Source organism: Paenibacillus diazotrophicus, from assembly GCF_042610465.1.
Genome location: NZ_JBGJZN010000002.1, coordinates 523078 through 542639 on the forward strand (window position 1 = coordinate 523078; position 19562 = coordinate 542639).

The 19562-nt window shown below is 50.2% G+C and carries 10 protein-coding genes; 8 read left to right on the top strand and 2 right to left on the bottom strand.

The genetic code is table 11. The annotated features are described in order from the left end of the window. Positions 1 to 398: 398 nt before the first annotated feature. A complete protein-coding gene (locus ACAN54_RS13765) occupies positions 399 to 3695 on the bottom strand; it encodes an endonuclease (RefSeq protein ID WP_379155573.1) in 3297 nt (1098 codons plus the stop codon). A 349-nt stretch (positions 3696 to 4044) separates the two neighbouring features. Next, positions 4045 to 5178 carry an acyl-CoA dehydrogenase family protein gene (locus tag ACAN54_RS13770; RefSeq protein ID WP_379155576.1) on the bottom strand — a complete coding sequence of 378 codons (1134 nt, stop codon included), beginning with the start codon at positions 5176 to 5178 and terminating at the stop codon, positions 4045 to 4047. A 439-nt stretch (positions 5179 to 5617) separates the two neighbouring features. On the opposite strand from ACAN54_RS13770, the gene ACAN54_RS13775 reads away from it, so the two are divergent. Genes ACAN54_RS13775 through ACAN54_RS13810 form a run of 8 tightly spaced genes read left to right on the top strand, consistent with a single transcriptional unit; the run spans position 5618 to position 19553 of the window. Then, positions 5618 to 6343 (top strand): 4'-phosphopantetheinyl transferase family protein, encoded by a 726-nt coding sequence (locus tag ACAN54_RS13775; RefSeq protein WP_379155579.1) that lies wholly within the window; start codon positions 5618 to 5620, stop codon positions 6341 to 6343. Continuing rightward, on the top strand, positions 6330 to 7049 hold the full coding sequence (locus ACAN54_RS13780; RefSeq protein ID WP_379155582.1) for a thioesterase II family protein: 720 nt from the start codon (positions 6330 to 6332) through the stop codon (positions 7047 to 7049). Before ACAN54_RS13775 ends, ACAN54_RS13780 begins: the two co-directional genes overlap by 14 nt. Beyond that, positions 7046 to 9616 (top strand): non-ribosomal peptide synthetase, encoded by a 2571-nt coding sequence (locus ACAN54_RS13785; protein ID WP_379155585.1) that lies wholly within the window; start codon positions 7046 to 7048, stop codon positions 9614 to 9616. Before ACAN54_RS13780 ends, ACAN54_RS13785 begins: the two co-directional genes overlap by 4 nt. A gap of 27 nt (positions 9617 to 9643) precedes the next feature. After that, positions 9644 to 12064: a type I polyketide synthase gene (locus ACAN54_RS13790; RefSeq protein WP_379155588.1), complete on the top strand. Its 2421-nt coding sequence runs from the start codon at positions 9644 to 9646 to the stop codon at positions 12062 to 12064. Between the two features lie 8 nt (positions 12065 to 12072). Continuing rightward, on the top strand, positions 12073 to 17283 hold the full coding sequence (locus ACAN54_RS13795; protein ID WP_379155591.1) for an SDR family NAD(P)-dependent oxidoreductase: 5211 nt from the start codon (positions 12073 to 12075) through the stop codon (positions 17281 to 17283). A gap of 27 nt (positions 17284 to 17310) precedes the next feature. After that, positions 17311 to 18159, top strand: coding sequence for a 3-hydroxyacyl-CoA dehydrogenase family protein (locus tag ACAN54_RS13800; RefSeq protein WP_379155595.1), 849 nt, complete (start codon positions 17311 to 17313; stop codon positions 18157 to 18159). A 45-nt stretch (positions 18160 to 18204) separates the two neighbouring features. Beyond that, the gene (locus tag ACAN54_RS13805; protein WP_379155598.1) at positions 18205 to 18447 is read left to right on the top strand and encodes an acyl carrier protein; all 243 of its coding nucleotides are present in this window, start codon (positions 18205 to 18207) and stop codon (positions 18445 to 18447) included. Positions 18448 to 18476: 29 nt separating this feature from the next. Continuing rightward, positions 18477 to 19553 carry an HAD-IIIC family phosphatase gene (locus tag ACAN54_RS13810; RefSeq protein ID WP_379155601.1) on the top strand — a complete coding sequence of 359 codons (1077 nt, stop codon included), beginning with the start codon at positions 18477 to 18479 and terminating at the stop codon, positions 19551 to 19553. Positions 19554 to 19562: the final 9 nt, after the last annotated feature.

Genomic DNA, 19562 nt, shown 5'->3' on the forward strand with positions numbered 1-19562 from the left:
ACTTAAGCTGGATGCTGGTGTACACATGCATTTAATTTTCCAAGAATTTTACTGATACCGAAGGCTCTGGGTATCGTCGCGTATTGAAACGAACCCAGAATATTACGCTCAGTGCATGGATTTATTACAACCAATTTCGGAAGTAGCTGAGCAGGTATATGTTATAAGCGGCGATGTAGCGTAGGATGTACCGGAAGCGCTGAGTAACGTGTTTATCATCGCTAATGATGCCCTGAGGAAAATTAGATTGTATCAAGATACGTGATATTTTGGTTTACTTGTAGGCTTGTTTTTTGCATGTCGAAGAAACCAACGAAGAAACCCAAGGTCATATATGACCTTGGGTTTCTCGAAACACTGAAGAGCAGCCTTGGCTGCTCTTTTTTTGTACGTCTCCACTAGCGGTTGACGGTTACATTAATCGTATCACTAACAGTCGCTCCTGCGGGATTAACCAGTTCTGCCCGGTATTCGTACACGCCGGGTGTACGGCTATTGATGGCAGTCTCTGCGCTCTGCGCCTCGGGCGTACTAGCATTCAGCGGCTGTGTGTCGATTAGCAGTCCGTTCTCATACAGGCGGTACTCGGTGGCGTTAGTGCCCCACCACAGATTCATCGTCACCTTGTAGGTGCCGTCTCCGTCCCAATTGTCCTGGGACAACACCGGCTTGCCCGGACTCGCATCGCGGATGGTCACCGTAAGTGTATTACTTTTTGTCGTGCCGTATTTATTAGTTAACTCTGCCGTGTATACATAAGTGCCGTTTACTTTACCGTGAATTTGCGTACTGGCAGTCTGCGCAGACGGAGATACATCCTTCAGGGATTGGCTATCGATAAGAACACCGTTCTCATAGAGCTTATAGCCCGTGCCATTGTTACCCCAAAAGAGGTTCATGCTGACGGTATAATTGCCGTCACTAAGGCCATGGGCATAGCCGCTGTTCGAGGATAACACCGGCTGGCCGGGCTTGTCCGTTGCGAGTACGGTCCCACTCATAATTCGGAAGGAATAGCTCTTCTCTGTGGTATTGCCTGCGGCATCAGTTACGATGTACCCGATGGTATGAGACCCGGCGCCCAGCTCGGCGGCGCTTAAGCTCTGGCGTTCGGCAATAGGCTGCCCATTCAGCAGAAGCTGTTTGGAGGCAACACCCGACAAGGCATCGGTGGCAGTAAGTTCAAAGTGAAGCTGAGCTGATTCCTCCACATCTCCGATCGCATGGCCGGATTCCGTCAGCTCGGCAGCGGGCGGAGTCGTGTCAACATGGATGTTGAGCGACTGGGCGGCTTCCACTTTATCCTTTCCCGACACCGCATGGTATGTCAGTGTATGCCGGCCGTCTTCGATTACGGCTACCGGTACGCTGTATACAGCTTCTGCCTTGTCATCCAGCGCGTAATAGATGGTAGCCGTGCCAGGATTGGCTGTAAGGGTAACTTCGACGGGGTGATTCAGCCAGCCGGAAGCGTTAGGATTGGCCGACAGCGAAGCCGTCGTCACCGGAGCAGCATTCTCTTCAACAGCAGCGAAGTCTGCAAGGCTTCTGGTTTTGAGCTGATAGACACCTTTAAAGATCGCCGCGACACCTGTAATATTCAGCTTCTGTCCTTCTGCATAGGGGAAGCTGTCTATCGAGATGCCCGTCCGCACATCCACCCGTACATGATTGCTGGTTCCGTCCGCAGCATTAGCATCGAATTCAAATGATCCGCTTGGGGATGCGCTGATGATGTTCGTCACGGTCACGCCATCTAGCTTAATCAGCCTGCCCTGGTTGACATCGTTCACCGCTGCAACCGTAACGGGCTGTGGCAGCTCCGCTGTGCCGGTTTTCTCGATCTTTACTACCTCAGCAAGTTCCAGCTCTGTATTATACATTGCGGTGGATGCCGTTACCTTGACTGTATCACCGGCATGAAAGCCGTTCAAAGTCTGGTAGACATAGATCCCCCCGGTCTCATCCTGCAGATAGAAGGTCTGTCCGCCGAAAATGCCCGGCTCGGTCGTTACAGTCCCCTGAGTGGTAACCAGTGATCCCGCTGTCTTGGATCTGGCTTCGCTGATGGAGATGACCGCCGGAACCGGATCTTCCTCAGCCGGGAGCGGTTCTGCCGGGACATTGCCCAGCGTGACTGCTTCCGTCTTCAGGTTCGTACCGTTCAGACGCAGGCGCAAGTTGGATGCGGCCGTGGTGCCCGGCTTTATCTGGACTGTCAAATCCTTGGAAGCATGTCCGTTCTGGTCAGCCGTCAGTAAAAAGTTGCTGCTATAACCGTAGTTGCTTGGCCATGTCCCGTCGCTGTTCTGAATCTTGGCGATCTGGGCGCCTCCGCTCACTTGGTAGATGCCCAACTGGAAGCCGGATACACTGGTGCCGGCAGGAAGATGATCCGCACTGACACGGATCAGGAAATTTTGCGCATTCGGCAGCACCGCCTGGTGCGTGAAGCTGTACGCCGCGCTCTCTGTAGCAGCCGGTCCGCCGTAGGAACCCGGCTTGAAGGTGCTGGGATCATACCATTTGTAGCCTGCATTAGGCGCGGCCCAAGGCTCCGGCGTCGGTTCGGTTGACAATGCCGGCTCCTCGAACGGAAGCAGCGCCGTTGGCTGATCCAGTATCAGCCCGCTCACTTGAGTAAAATCTGTATAATTTTCCTGTTCAGCGAGCCAGTTGACCGTATTCACAAGCAGCTTGGCGTCGTCCGCCTCTTTGAATCCGTCGTAGGTCGTTTTCTTGGCACCTGTGTCTTCGCGTAGATATTTCGGTGTCGCATCTTCTACAGGTGAGGAGTCACCGATGAAGGCTGCCTTGCCGGCACCTTTCTTCGCAACTGCCACATAAGGTCCTTCCGCCACACCGCCGCCGTTGTATACACCCTGGTCTACAGCGTTGCCCCAAGCAGTATTAGTGTTCGGCAGATAGACGATCCCCTTCGCCCGGTTAGGGTCGAGGATAGCCAGCGTGGAACCGGCATGCATCGCTACTGACGATACTCCTGATGTGATACTGAAAGCTTGGTCAGGAGCGACAATGTGGGTCGCGTTGAGATCACCGAGCGCATTGTAACGGAAGCGGACGCCGAACTCTTCTGCCAGCCAGTCAGAGCTGACCACACCCTGCATCGCTTCGGAACCCGCTTCTTCGGCACTCATTCCTTTGGCCGGATTATCCCAGGCCCCACGCCGGTAGCCGTTGAAGGCTTCGTTGCCGTCCCAGCGGTTCTTGTTACGGTCCGCATTATAATGATCTCCGATGAAGAAAATGCTGCCGCCGTTCTCCACATATTCTGCCATCGCCTGTTGTTCGCTGACTTTATAAGGAGTGTTAGCTTCGGCTGCTATGAAGATGTCATAATCTGAAAGATCGCTTAAAGTAATAGGAGTGGTTTTACGCAGTTCACTTACATAGTAACCTTCCTGTGCGAGCGCATTGCCAAAGTCGGAAAAAGCGCCGTCGATGACCCAGTCGGCCGCTCCCGCGGTCTGTTCATGAGCGTTGTCGAACAGAATCTTTTGGCCAGCATGCCCGTTGACGACTTTGGCTTCAATGAAAGGAGCAGGATTCTTTGGGCCTTCCGCGTGTACCGCCGGGGCGGCTCCGAATGTGAACAACTGCAGCGGTAAGGCTACCGCTACAACAAGTGCGCCGTTCTTCAGCTTCTTTTTCCAACCTGAGTGTTTCTCCTTCATATTCTTCCTCCTCAAGAGATCGATCAGCAGACGTCCCTAGAATGGCCCAGCTGCTTGTTGTCTAATATCCTAACTCTCAAGAATCAAGAAATACACCGGTTTATGTAAACAGGCGTAAAATTATACTTTTGACCTATAAATCGTAAGGGGGTTTAGTCGAATCGCGAGATCTTTTATGAAAAAAGTCACAAAAATCGTGGCGGAAATGGAGCTTAGTGTATGACAAAGCAGGGGGCGTTGGTATTAAAAACAGCACCTCTTGAAGCATTCGCTCCGGTGTGCCCCTTCAGGTGGCCGGATGGATGGTAAGAGGTGCTTTTTATTGAGGTAAATGGATGTTTCAAAAGGATTATATGGTTCTGAAACCGTTCAGAGAGATCAGGACTTCGTGCATCTGTGTGGTTCCTTCGATGATTTCGTTAATCTTCGCGTCGCGGAAGTAGCGTTCCACGGGATAGTCTCTAATGCAGCCATTTCCTCCGTGTATCTGAACAGCATCGCCAGCAACTTTGTTTACGATAATGGAGGAAAAATACTTCGCGTTCCATGTTTCCATAATCGTGTCAGGATCGCCTATTTCCTTCAGATACCCCGCATTCAAGCATAACAGACGGGCAGCTCTGATATTTACGATCATTTCAGTAACCATCTTTTGAATAAGTTGGTTCTCCCGAAGGGGCTTGCCGAACTGTTTGCGTTTTCTTGCGTACCTGATACTAGCTTCCAGGCAGGCTTGGGCTGTTCCGACGCAGCCCCAGGCAACGGTATAACGTCCGTAATCGAGACAGGACAAGGCCACATGCGAGAGACCTGTACCAGATGCGCCGATCATCGAAGAAGCAGGAATATGGCAATCTTCCAGATGCAGCTCAGCGATCATGGTTGCCCGGGCTCCCATAAGTCCACGCATTGGCTTCACGGTGAGTCCGGGTTGGCTGCGCTCGACTAAGAATGCAGTCGGTTTGCCGTCAAGCTCAGCAATGATTGTGAAAATATTCGCAATTTGGCCCATAGTTGTCCACTTTTTGACACCGTTCAGTACATATTCACCATTGACCAGAACTGCTTTGGTCTCCACGCTCTTGGCATCACTGCCGACATTGGGTTCGCTAAGGCCAAAAGCACCGATCACTTCGCCACAGGCTAGCTTAGGAAGCCAGTAAGAGCGCTGCTCATCAGTTCCCCATCTCAGAATTCCGAGTGCAACCATCCCATGAACAGTCAACAGGCTTCGCACAGAGGCGCAGCCCCTTCCGATTTCTTCGTTCAACAGTCCCAGACTAACCAAGTCCATCCCCATGCCGCCATAGTCTCTTGGAATCATGGAGCCCAGATAGCCGGAAGATTTGAGCGCATCTAGAACATGCTCATCAAGCTTTTCTTCCTCATCATGCTTCTGTGCATACGGCATGACTTCACGGTCGCTAAAATCTTTGAAAGCCTGCTGGTACTCTAACTGTTCAAGAGAAAGTCTAAAATCCATCGTCGCACATCCTTCATTTTTTTCGTTGTCCCACGAATTATCTCCCAATACATTATATAGTTATAGTCCAAAAAGATTTAATTGGAAAGGGTGTAAATTGTCGAAAAATAAAATAGATATTATTACTAAAGGAAATGAATGTTATTTCATAGAATAGACATTCTTTTTCCAAAATTTATGAAAATATAACTACCGATTTGATCGTGCGTTGATACAGAAATAGCACATGTGAATGAAATAATGTCAGAAATACTCTCACCAGATAGAATTATAAGGAATTAAAAGGGATATAAAGGGATATAAAGGGATAAATTGTCGTTATTTGTTGGAATAATTTAGTAGACACTCTAAAAAATATGATTTAGAATGGGCATGTCTTTGGAGTAAAAATATAGAAAAATTGATTTATAGATTTTGGTGATTTTAAGGAGTTGAGAAAATGGTCCGGATTTTCAGCGTCAAAATTCCCAAAGCCTGCACTGTGAATGTTCAGGAAGTGATGAATCTTTTGTCGGAAGAACGGAGACAGAGGACACTTCGGTTCCGGAGAAAAGAAGACCGCATCCGCAGCGTACTCGCGGAAGCTCTGATTCGCACACTGCTGATCAGGGAGCACCGCTTGGATAACCGTTCTCTCCGATTCGCCGTTAACCGTTACGGGAAGCCCTATCTTGCCGATTTGCCAGACTGTCAATTCAATCTCTCCCATGCGGGAGACTACGTACTTTGCGCTATTGACCAGAAGCCGCTAGGCATTGATGTGGAAGAGATCAAACCTATAGATCTGTCCATTGCCAGCCGCTTCTTTACCCCCGGTGAGAATCAAGAGATTCAGAGGATGCCAGAGGACAGACGCTTGGATCATTTCTATCAACTGTGGACCGCCAAGGAGAGTTACATTAAGTTCAAGGGGACCGGATTGTCCATGCCACTCAATTCTTTTTCCCTGCATATTTCCGCTGAACGCATAGAGCTTGTTGAACAGGACGGCTCTCCGGTAGCTCAGGTGGAATGCTACTTCAAGTCATTTCATCTTTCCGCTAACTATAAAGTCACACTCTGCTCAGAAAGTCCCCATTATCCGAAGGAGATTCAGAACATAGATTGCCAGGAATTGCTCAGAGAGTTCAGAGAAAGGTCAGGAGAGAGTTATGCAACCCATTAAGCTGCTGTGTCTTCCTTATGCGGGAGGCTCTGCTATGGTCTTCAGTAAGTGGCGGACCTTTATTCATCCTTCCATCGAACTGCTGCCGGTTGAACTGGCGGGGAGGGGAAGCCGGTTCAAGGAAGCCTTGTACACTGATTTTGATACTGCTGTTGAGGATATCTATGAGCAAATTAAGGATGAGATCGCAGAGGGACCCTATGCCCTGTTCGGACACAGCATGGGCAGTTGGCTGGCTTACGAAGTGTATCATGCGATCCGGCGCAGAGGCGGGGAGCTGCCGCTACATCTTTTTGTATCGGGCAGACAAGCACCTCAATTGGAATCGGAAACGGAATACTCCTCAATGGATGACAGCAATTTTATTGGGGCATTGAGAGATTATGGGGGGACCTCCGAGGATGTGCTGGATAATCCCGATGTTCTAAAGGTATTTCTGCCCATTCTAAAAAGCGATTTTCAAATCACAGAGAATTATAAATATCAGCAGAATCAGGCTTCTGTAACCTGCGGGCTGACGGTATTGACGGGAAGAAACGACAACCATATTCGCTTCAGGGACTTGTTGCCATGGAAAGAGCTGGGTAATGCGTCATCTCATATCTATGAGATGAGAGGAGGGCATTTTTTCATTACCGAGTACCCGGAAGAAGTGTCAAAGCTGATTAATCAGATTCTATTAAGCTGTTTGGAGGGATCGCATTGAACGGCAATACGCTTACAGAAGCTTTTATCAATAATTCGGTGCTGGATCATGTGGGAGTAACCTTCATTGAGTCCTCACAGGATGAGAATTTTATTTCGTATCGGGAATTGTACGGCAAATCGCTCCTTCTTCTGGGTTACCTGCAGGAGCTTGGTATCCGGCCTGGTGAAGAGCTGCTATTCCAGATTGAGGATAATCTCCACTTCCTTTCACTGTTCTGGGCTTGTATTTTGGGAGGGATTATTCCCGTTCCTTGTTCCCTGGGCACCACAGAGGATTACCGGCTTAAGCTGACGCATATTTGGAACAGTCTCTCTTCTCCCCATCTTGTTGTAGAACGCCGGATCTCCGGGAAGCTGGAAGGCTTCCTTCAACTGAATCCGTTCATGGAGGACAGACTGATTTGGCTGGAAGACGCAATGCAGGCAGACATTCACCATAATACCGGTGTAATCCATGAAGTCCGGGAGCAGGACATCGCTTTTATTCAATTTTCCTCCGGCTCCACAGGGGCACCAAAAGGGGTAACGCTAACTCATGGCAATCTTGTCGCCAATGTTAGTGGGATTATTCACAAAGCTGCTATTACCGAAAAGGACTCGTATTTAAGCTGGATGCCCCTAACGCATGATATGGGACTGATAGGAATGTATTTAGCTCCGATGTACCGGCAAATTAACAGCTATCTGATTCCGACGGATATATTCGCCCGCCGGCCGATGATTTGGCTGGACAAGGTAAACAAGCACCGCGTCACCCGGACCGCTTCTCCCAATTTCGGGTATAAGCTGCTAATGACGGCTTTTAAGCCGAGAAATGCGACAGACTGGGATTTGTCCTGCATTCGTACCATTTTTAATGGAGCTGAACCGATTGCCCCTAATTTATGCCATCGATTTATGGATCTGCTTGAGAACTACGGCCTGAAGCGGACGTCTGTATTTCCGGTCTATGGACTGGCGGAAGCCAGCGTTGGTGTTTCATTTCCTCCGCCTGACACCGAGCTTGTAACCGTAACTGTGGACCGACGGTTCCTTGCAGTCGGCGAGAAAGTCAGATTCATTCCAGAAGGAGAGGCCGGCATGCATGCGCTGGCACTGGTGGAGTTAGGCTCCGCCCTGAACGATTGCGAAATCCGGATAAGCTCGGATTCGGCAGCAAGCCTGCCGGAGTCGAGCATAGGATACATTCAGATCAGAGGCAAGAACGTTACCGGGGGGTACTACAATAACCCGGCCGCAACTGCGAAGCTGATTACCGGAGACGGATGGGTGAATACCGGGGATCTGGGATTTCTGCAGGGCGGCAATCTAGTGGTTACTGGCCGGGCTAAAGATATTATTTTTGTCAATGGACGGAATGCTTATCCCCATGATATCGAACGGATCGCCGAAGACACGGAAGGGGTGGAACTGGGCAAGGTTGCCGTAGCTGGCCTGTATGATGAAGTGCTTGAAAGAGACATGATTCTGGTCTTTATCCAATACAAAAAGCCATTGGCGGTCTTTGCCGGGCTAGCGGCTGAGGTGAGCCGCCAGATTAACCGCCGTATGGCGATTGATGTGGACAAGGTCATCCCGGTCAAAATGATTCCGAAGACAACCAGCGGTAAAGTACAGCGATATGTTCTTGGAGAGTCTTACAAGCAGGGGGAGTACAGCGAAATCATCCGTGATCTGGCCCCTCTTCTGGAGCAGGAGCATCACAACAAAGAAATCGTTCTGCCACAGACGGATATTGAAATTCGTCTCTCCGAAATCTGGCAGGACACGCTTGGACTAGCTCAGGTTGGCATTTACGACCACTTTTTTGAGATTGGCGGGAACTCTATGCTGCTCTTGCAGATGATAGAGGACATTGAAGCCGAGTATCCCGGCGTAGTAAGCATCACCGATCCCTTCGCCTATCCCACCATTCATGATCTGGCCCAATATATTATGAAGTCCGAGGCTTCCCGGAAGCCTGCCGCACTTGAGCTTCCCGGTCTGTATATGGCTGATACCGGGATGTATTCTGCCGGGGTCAAGCGCTGTGTGCTTAGATATGGGTTAACCGGAATTCAGTCGGAGCATCTGCGGCAGGCAGCCCTTGGACTGAACGCCGGAGTAGACGAACTGCTGCTAGGAATATATATGATTCTTTTATCTCAGGTGGCCCCTGATTCGCTTCAAATTGAACTGCACGCCCAATTGCTGCGGAACAAAGCGGAAGGGATTACCCTTGCCCACTCTGAATTGAGGGACCTGACCATTGCGCTACAGGCGATTCAGCTTCTGCGGAGGCGGGAGCTTCCGTCCTTCCGGCTAACCGATATGTTTAATCGGCAGCAGGTGCAATCAAGGCTATTTGTGTCACCGCTCTTCCTAAACAGGGAAACTGGCGAATCAACAGATGACTTGCTGAAAGGGTATGACCTGATTGTTGAAGTGGGCAGTTTGGCAGCAGGAATGGAGATTGCGTTTATTTTTAATGAAAGACTACTGAACAAAGAGGAAATCCGTATTGTCTTTGCCAACTACATCCACATGCTTGAGCATGCGGCAGAACTATCCATTATTCACGGTTGATCAAGCGGAAGAAGGAGGGAATGAGCGATGGAACCAAAGACGATGAAGCTTCCTGCATTTAACCGTAATCTGCTGAAGGACATCCCCATATTGGAGGAGAAGGACAGCGGGGAGATCGCGGTAATCGGCATGTCACTCCGGATGCCTGGTGCAGACAACCCGGAGCAATTCTGGCAGATGCTGCGAAGCGGCGTAGACAGTACAGGACCTTTTCCTGAGCAGAGACAGGAATTGGGAGACCGATATCTTCGGCTTACCAAACGCCAGGAGGGGCCATATCGATATATGGATGGGGGTTATTTGGACAGCATTGCCGAATTTGATCCCCGCTTCTTCAAGCTTTCGGAAATAGAGGCCCGGATGATGTCACCCGAACAGCGTATTTTTCTGGAATGCGCCTATGAAGCTATTGAGGATTCAGGCTGCAGCAGAAAGAAGCTGAGAGGAAGCAGAACCGGTGTATATGTGGGGCATGTCGGTTATATGGGAGAGACGAAATATTTACAGATGGTCTCCGAAACGGCGGATACACTGGCCAAACCCTTGGGAGTGCCCGGTAATCTGGATTCAATCTCAGCTAGCCGCATCTCATATTTACTCGATCTGCATGGGCCTGCAATGCTGATAGATACGGCCTGTTCCTCATCATTGGTGGCCGTTCATCTGGCGGTAAATGCCATACGCTCAGGAGATTGCGAGATGGCACTTGCAGGCGGAATTCGTCTGAATCTAACCCCGCTGGATGTAAAGGAAGCAAAAGTCGGGATGGAATCATCGGATGGGATCACCCGAACCTTCGACGGACAGGCTGACGGAGCCGCTTCCTCGGAAGGGGTAGCCTGTGTGCTGCTAAAGCCGCTTAGGGCTGCTATGCAGGACAAAGACCCGATCTATGCTGTGATTAAGGGGAGCGCAGTCAATCAGGATGGCAGTTCTATCGGCATCACCGCCCCGAATGGTAAAGCCCAGACGGATGTAGTGCTGCGTGCCTGGGATTCGGCTGGTATTGATCCAAGGAGTCTCTCACTTATAGAGGCGCATGGGACTGGAACCAGGCTTGGAGATCCTATCGAGGTGGATGGTCTGCAGAAGGCCTTTGAGAAATTCACAGACCATAAGCAGTTTTGTGCGATAGGTTCGCTGAAATCGAATCTTGGACATTGTTATCAGACTGCCGGCATTGCCGGGCTTATTAAGACTTGCCTGGCCCTACAGCACCAGGAAATTCCTCCAACTCTTCATTTCAAGCGTCCGCATCCGCATATTCCGTTCATCCGAACGGCCCTGTATGTGAACAACAGGCTGAGACGCTGGCCGGAGGGAGATACACCCCGCCGGGCTGCCATAAGCGCCTTCGGCTTCAGCGGCACCAACTGTCATGTTGTCCTTGAGGAAGCCCCGCGTCAAGCGGCAAGCAATCCGGCACTTCGCTGGCGCAAAGAAATATTTACTTTGTCCGCTGCCCATCCGGCTTCGCTAAGAGGCATGGCTTTGCGATATGAAGCCTTTTTGGCAGAGCATGCCAATGAATCACTTACAGATATATGCTGGACTGTGAATACAGGCCGGGATCATCATGCCTGCCGGTTGGCTATAGTGTGCAGCAGCGTAGCTGACTTAAGGTCCCAACTGGCGGCCTATGCCAAGGAGCCTGAAGCCTGGACACTGCTATCTGATGGCAGTGCAGAGTCGGCGCTGGCTGAAATGTATCTGCAGGGAGGCGAGCCGAATTGGGATGAGCTGTACCCTGTAGGGAGTGTCAATCGCCTTCATTTGCCAGCCTACTTCTTCAATAGGCAGTCGTACTGGGTGGAGCTTCCTTCTGAAGAGTTGTTGCCCATGCCTACAACCAAGACGAAGGTATTGACCCCGGAAGCAAGGGAGAACACGCCTGAGCCTGTAGCTGTAACTGTAGACGGCAAAGACATCGAGAATGTACTCCTGAACATTTACCGGACAGGAATGGGCAAGCCTGATATCGGGCTAAATGACAACTTTTTTGAGGCCGGCGGGAATTCGATTTTATTGAATACGATCTATGCCCGTCTCCAGCAGGCCTTCCCCGGCAAGTTGAAGATGACCGATCTTTTTGTGTACACGACCATTTCGAGGCTGGCGCGGTTCCTTGCCGGTTCCAGCGAGTCCCTCTCGCAAGCTGGGCCAGAAGCGGATGCGAAGCCTGTTCTGAAACGGGATGAGCTGATGCAGTATGCTGAGGCGGCAACTGCTCCTTCGCCTTTCCGCAAGCCTAGAGAATCCGTTGCCCGCAGCTTGGCCAGAGGCAAGCAGATTCTGGCACAGTCCGGCAAGGTGCTGCAGGCACAAGGTGACCATTCTGGACATCTACCGAAAGCGTCCGATGAAACAGAAACGCTAGAAGATCTGGTTGCAGGATTCGCCAATGGAACATTAGTGATAGAGGATGCCATCAAGCAGTTGAGAAGGTAGGGGACGTAATGGAAGCCTTATTAAGGTTAATTCTGAACAGTGCCAAGGATGGAGCAATGAGCCGCGAATTGGCTGCCAGCCTGCTGCAAATGATTCAGGACGGCGGCAATAATCATGGGGATTCAGCCTCCAAGGATATTGCGATTATAGGTGTCGCTGCCCAGTTTCCGGGTGCTGACAGCGTGGAGGAATTCTGGGCGAATCTTGAAGCGGGAGTAGACGCTACCCGGAAGTTTCCGGAAGCACGTATGCAGGACATGGTCAGATATCTTCATTATACGGACTATCCTGAAGATCAGATCGGATTCGCCGAGGGTTCGTTTCTGGAGAATATCGACGGATTTGATTATAAATTTTTCCGCATGTCCCCGAAGGAGGCCAGCTTGATGGATCCGGCAATGCGTCTGTTCCTGCAGACCTCCTGGCATGTGCTGGAGAATGCGGGATATGGAGGGAAAGCGCTGGCTGGCACCCAAACCGGGGTCTATGTTGGATACGCCGGAACGATAAAGGACAATTACCAGAAGATGATTCTTGATGTCGAGCCTATGAGTGTCCCTCTATCTGTGGCGTCCAATCTGCCGGCAATGATTCCTTCAAGAATCGCCTACTATTTGAACCTGCGGGGTCCAACTATGGTTGTGGATACCGCCTGTTCCTCTGGCTTGGTTACGGTACATTTGGCCTGTCAGGGGATTCTGAATGGCGACTGCGATACAGCCATTGCCGGTGCGGTCAAGCTTCATCTGCTCCCTCTTCTGGGCGAAGAATATAAATCAGGCATAGAATCTTCCGACTTCCGCACGCGGACATTCACCGATTCAACCGACGGAGCGGGTTTCGGTGAGGGAACGGCTGCTGTTCTGCTTAAACCCCTGTCCGCCGCGCTGCGGGATGGGGATACGATTCATGCGGTAATTAAGGGCTCAGCTATTAATAATGACGGAGCCTCGAATGGCATTACTGCTCCGAATCCTGAAGCACATACCCAGTTAATGGTCCAGGCTTGGGAGAAATCAGGTATTTCGCCCGAATCCCTGTCTTACATTGAAACCCACGGAACAGGTACGCGCCTGGGAGATCCCATTGAACTTGAAGGCATTGAGAAAGCATTCCGCAAGTACACGGACCGCAAGCAATTCTGTGCGATCAGTTCGGTAAAGCCTAACATCGGACATCTGTACGAAGCGGCCGGCATGGCCAATTTAATTAAAGCCATTATGGCGCTGAGAAACAGACGCTTGCCGAAGACACTCCATTTCACAACACCGAACCGTTACATCCCTTTTCTGGATTCTCCAGTATATGTGAACACCCGGAGCCGCTACTGGGAGCAGGGTGATACGCCGCGCAGATGCGGGGTGACTTCACTGGGACTGAGCGGCACCAATGCGCATGTTGTGCTGGAGGAGCCCCCGGTGTATCCGGCGCAAGTTCATGCGGCTGCAGGAAATAAACCTATGCTGTTCACGCTGTCTGCCAAAAGTCAGGAAGCGCTGGAGACACTCATTTCTTCATATATTGATTTTCTGGAAGAGAACCAGCCCGTTCTGGAGGATCTGTGCTTCACTGCCAGTTGCGGCCGGGGGCACTTTGATTACAGACTCGCGGTGTTTGCCCATTCAACTGCAGACATTCTGGATGGATTGTATGGACTGACGGAAGGTGCTCCGCTTGCCGAACTTCAGGAGAAAGGCATATCTTACGGCTGTTGCCGCGTTATCACTGCCGGAAGAACAGCGGTACCCGGAGAAATAACCGAGGAGGAGCAGCAGGCCGTCAGCCAAGAGAGTGAAGAACTTCTGGATGAGCTGCATCGAGGCGGCAGCAGAACAGCCGTGCTTCTCAAGCTTGCCCGTTGTTATACTTCCGGGGCTGTGGTGTCGTGGGACCGTTGGTATGAAGGTGTAAATTCCAAGCGGATGGAACTACCCCTGTATCCATTCGACAATTACCGCTGCTGGTTGGAGGCAGGCGGTAAGACTGCAGGGGGGAAGCAGGAGCAAACGCAGCAGCCGAAATCTTTATTTTACCGGCTTGAATGGCGGGAGAATCCGTTAAGCACTGCTACTTCGGGAGCTCGGACGGATACTGGAAGTGTTCTGATTGTTGGTGGAGGGGATTGCGAAAGGTCTGCCTCCTTAGTCCAAGCATTCAGACAACAGGGCAGAGTGGTCTACGAAATGGACTTCGGTCCGTTCTCGAAACAACAGGAGTTTCGTTATATCGCGGCCCCAACAGAAGCTGCAATCGGGAGCTTTTTTGAAACGCTGTGTTCCAATCCGCCCAGCCTGGTGGTCCATATGTCTACATTAACAGGAGTAGCGGTACCAGCAGCTTCCTTAGGAGAGCTGGACGCAGCTTATGCGCGCGGTGCTTCCAGTGCATATCTAATTGCCAAGACCATTGCCCGACTGGGCTGGGAGCAGGTGGATTATTTGCTGGTGTCACGGCTTGCACAAGCTGTAGACGGCTCCGAACCGGAGATCATTCCAGAGAATGCTTCATTATATGGAGTGGGCAAGGTAATTGCCAGGGAGTTGCCGCAAATCCATTGTCTATGCCTGGACTTGGACGACAGCTCCGGGATAGAACAGATTATGGCGGAACTGGGTTATATCCAGGATGGAGGGTTTATTGCTTATCGCAGGGGCAAGAGATATGGCGAGTATTTACGTACTCTTTCTGTTCAAGAATCCCCAGAACGGCCTTTGGAACTGAAAGAGAAGGGTGTATATATTATCGCCGGAGGACTCGGTGGTATCGGACTTGAGATTGCCAAAGCCATGACGGCCGAACAGCGGGTGAAGCTGGCTTTTATCGGCCGTTCATCGCTGCCTGAGCGGGAACGATGGAACGAAATCCTCGATGAGGGCCGAGAGGCCAAGGTCTGTGCGCGTCTTGAAGGGATCCGGTTGCTGGAAGCGCAAGGAGCTTCGGTGGAATACTTCGCGGCAGAATTGCAGGATGAGCAGGCAATGACTCAGATAGTGAACGGACTACGGGAGCGTTACGGCCGAATCAACGGAGTTATCCATAGTGCCGGAATTCCCGGGATGGAGCTGATTATCGGCAAATCAGAGGAAGAGTTCAATCAGATCAGTGCGCCTAAGGTAGCTGGTACCTGGCTCCTTGATCATCTGACAGCCGGAGATGCTCTTGATTTCATGATTCTGTTCTCGTCTGTATCGACATATTTCAGTGCCCCGGGCCAGGTTGATTATGTGGCGGCTAATGCCTATATGGACAGTTATGCAGCCCACCGGAGCCTAAAGGGAAAGCGGACAATGGTAATAAATTGGTCTACCTGGAAGGAGACAGGGATGGCCTGCGATACGGGATTTACTGCGGACACCCTCGTTAAAGCGTTGCCTACGAAGCAGGGGGTCAATGCGTTCCGGCAAGTATTCCATACCGGACTCGAACAGGTCGCTGTATTTGAATTCAATCCGTCTATGATACATCTGCTGCGTCTCTTCCCCTATCAATGGGATGAGCAGATTAGCGCTATCTTGCACCCGGATGGGGCCGCTGAAGATAAAGCTGTGCGCAGTGTGAAGGAAGCTGTACCCATCCGTCTTGTGGGCCGGGAAGATGGTCGTTATACAGAGATGGAGCAGACGGTTGGCCAGATTTGGGGGGATACGCTGGGCTTCACCGTCCTGAACATACACGACAATTATTATGAATTGGGCGGGGATTCCGTACTAGGTATCCGCATCATGAACAATCTCAATAAGCGGCTCGGCATCCTGCTAAGTGTGAATGAACTGTTCTTGCATCCCATGATTTCCGGGCTTGCTTCATTCCTTGAAGAAGCAAAGGCTGCCGGGGAAGTAGCTGCCAAGTGGAGCTATCCGCCAATTATTCCGGCCCCGCTCATGGAGCAGTACCCGGTTTCTTTTACACAGAAGCGAATGTTTGTGGTGGACCGCATGGAGGGACATAACACACACTATAATATTACCCGCTTTCTGGATATAGAGGGTCCGCTCGATATTCAGCGGCTGGAAGAGACGTTTCAGGCCTTGATCCACAGGCATGAAGCGCTGCGCACCTCATTTCAATTGTCGCCGGATGGACCCGTGCAGATCATTCATCCAACCGTAGCACCTGAAATGGGCTATGAGGAAACAACAGAGGACAGGGTGGAAGCCCTTGTCAGTGATTTCATCCGTCCCTTTGATCTGAGCGAAGCACCGCTCTTGAGAATAAAGATACTGAAGTTTAGTCCGCTCAAGCACCTGCTGCTGTTCGATATGCATCATATTATTACCGACGGTGTTTCGATGGATATTCTTATCCGTGACCTGGTAGCTTGCTACGAGCGGCAGCCTCTCGAGGAGTTGAAGGTACAGTATAAGGATTATGCGCTTTGGCAAAATGAACTGGCAAAGGGCAGTCTGATCGCCGAACAATCCGCTTATTGGTCCAATGTCTTCAAAGGTGGGATTCCGGTGCTTGAGCTGCCGCTGGATTATGAACGTCCAGATAGCAAGCGGCTTGAGGGAAGGCTGCTCCGGTTTTATCTGGAAGAAGATCAGGTGAAAGACATCAAACGCTTGGCGGTAGACTCCGACACCACGCTGTTTATGGTGCTGCTGGCTGCTTTTAATATCTTGCTCTACAGGTACTCAGGTCAGGAAGACATTGTTATTGGCTCTCCTATTCTGGGCAGGCCCAGCAGTGATCTGGAAGCGGTAGTAGGCGCATTTATCAACACCTTGCCGATGCGCAATTATCCTCAACCGCACAAGAGACTGCAAGATTTTCTTAAGGAAGTCCGCCAGACTGCACTGGAAGCGTACAGCCACTCTGATATTCCTTTTGATGAGATTGTGGATGTGCTTAAGGTAAAGCGCGATCCTTCCAGAAATCCGCTTTTTGATGTTTGTTTTATTTTTCACAATGTAGGCAAGAGCATCATTCAAACCTCGGATTTAATCCTGACGCTAAATGATGATATTCCGACCTACGTTTCTAAATTTGATATCACACTTGAGGTAGAGGAGGTTAAGGGAAAACTGAAATGCAGTTTCGAATATGCCTCGAAATTATTTAGCGAAGCAACAATCAGCCGGATGAAGGAGGATTATGTCGGTCTGCTGGAATCCATGCGGCTGAACAGTAACGGGAGAATTGATGAACTGGAGCTGAAAAGCGGCCGCCAGATGATATCGAGCTTCGGTGAGGAGCTTCATGTCGATTTTGATTTTTAACTTAGGATTCGAGAGGGGAAAGGGAATATGAAGCGTATCGGAGTTGTAGGTGCAGGCGTAATGGGAATCGGGGTATCGCAAAGTCTAGCTCAGGCCGGGTATTCAGTGCTGCTGATGGACATCAACAAGGATATTTTGGATAAGGCTAAAGAAGAAATTTATAAAAATGTCCGGTTTCAGAGCTTTTATTCCCAGGGAGGAGATCATTTCGATCCGGATGAAGTACTCAGCAGAATTGAGACAAGTACAGATTTGCATATTATGCACGATGCAGATTTTGTGATTGAAAATGCTACGGAAAAATGGGAGATCAAGAAAGAGATTTATCCGGCACTAGACGCGATCTGCCCGGAATCCACGGTGTTTGCTGTAAATACATCCTGTATTTCGATTACCCGCATCGGCTCGCTGACCCAAAGGGCAGACCGGATCCTGGGCATCCATTTCATGAACCCGGTCCCCCTTATACCGACGGTTGAGGCGATCCGTGGAACATACACTTCTGAGGCTACGATTGATAACGCTAAGCAATTGCTGGCCAGCATGAACAAAAAATGTGTGGTTGTGAACGATATGCCCGGCTTTGTATCCAACCGCGTGTTAATGCTGACTATTAATGAAGCTATTTGGCTGGTTCAGGACCAGGTGGCTTTGCCGGAAGAGGTTGATACGATTTTCAAAGAATGTTTTGGACATAAAAGCGGTCCTTTGGAAACAGGGGATCTGATCGGACTGGATACGATCCTGTACTCCGTTGAAGCGTTATACGATGCGTATCAAGATCCGAAGTTCCGGTCCTGCCCGCTTCTCAGAAAAATGGTGGATGCCGGGAAGCTTGGACGCAAATCGGGGCAAGGGTTCTATAATTATGCCTAATTGTTAATGTATTTCCAAAAAAAATAAGCGAAGGTGGAATTATTCATGAATGAAGTCAAAGCTAGTATTCGCCAGTTTCTGTCCCGTTATATAAAGAATGTTACGCTGGAGGATCATGACGATATTTTTGCATCCGGCTTTGTGAATTCGCTGTTTGCGATGCAGCTGGTTATGTTCCTGGAATCGCAGTTCAAAATCCGTATTCAGAATAATGATATGAATTTTGATAATTTCCGGACTATTGATGCTATCGCCGAGCTGGTGGATCGTTTGGTGCCAGTGCAATAAAACCTAAACCACGGAGAGAAGGAATTCAATTGGAAGCGACTCAAGCGCAATCGGTCAACCAGCCGGGCCATAAGGAGACAGAAGCCAAGGTGAAATGCCTGGTCTGGGATTTGGATCATACGATGTGGAATGGAGTGTTACTTGAAGACGGGGAAGTAGAGCTTAGGGAAAATGTGCTTCAAGTGGTCCGAACGCTTGACGAACGGGGGATTCTCCAATCCATCGCCAGCAAAAATGATCATGAGCATGCTATGACTGTTCTGAAACAGCTTGGGATTGATGAGTATTTCTTGTACCCGCAGATCCACTGGAGCTCCAAATCCTCATCGATCCGAAAGATTGCTGAGCTGATTAATATCGGACTGGATACGATTGCTTTCGTTGATGATCAGGCCTTTGAAAGAGAGGAAGTCGAATTTGAGCTGCCTCAGGTCCGCTGCATTTCTGCCGATGATATTGAGCATTTGCTGGAAAGAGCGGATATGACCCCCCTCTTTTTGACGGAAGATTCGAAGCTGCGCCGTAAAATGTATATGACGGATATCATCCGCAAGGAGGTAGAAGATCAGTTCCAGGGTCCGCAGGAGGAGTTCCTTGCAACCTTGGATATGCGGTTCACTATTTCCCGTGTGGGGGCCGATGATTTGAAGCGAGCGGAGGAATTAACCGTACGGACCCATCAGTTGAATACAACAGGGTACACCTATTCCTATGACGAATTGGATGCTTTCTCACGTTCAGACCGGCATCTTCTATTCATTTCGGGGTTGGAGGATAAGTACGGGCAATACGGTAAAATCGGATTGACCCTTGTAGAGTGCGGGGAAGAGGAATGGACCTTGAAGCTGCTGCTTATGTCTTGCCGGGTGATGTCGCGCGGGGTGGGTAGCATAATGTTAAATTATGTAATGCAGGAGGCCAAGAAGGCTAACTGTAAGCTATGCGCTGAGTTTGTGGCTAACCAGCGCAACCGGATGATGTATGTGACTTACCGTTTTGCCGGATTTGAGGAAGTTGAAGTCAACGGTGAGGTAACTATATTGAGGAATAACCTCGATAATGTTCAGCCCTTCCCCGACTATGTGAACGTAAGAGTAATAGATTAGGGGGAAGCG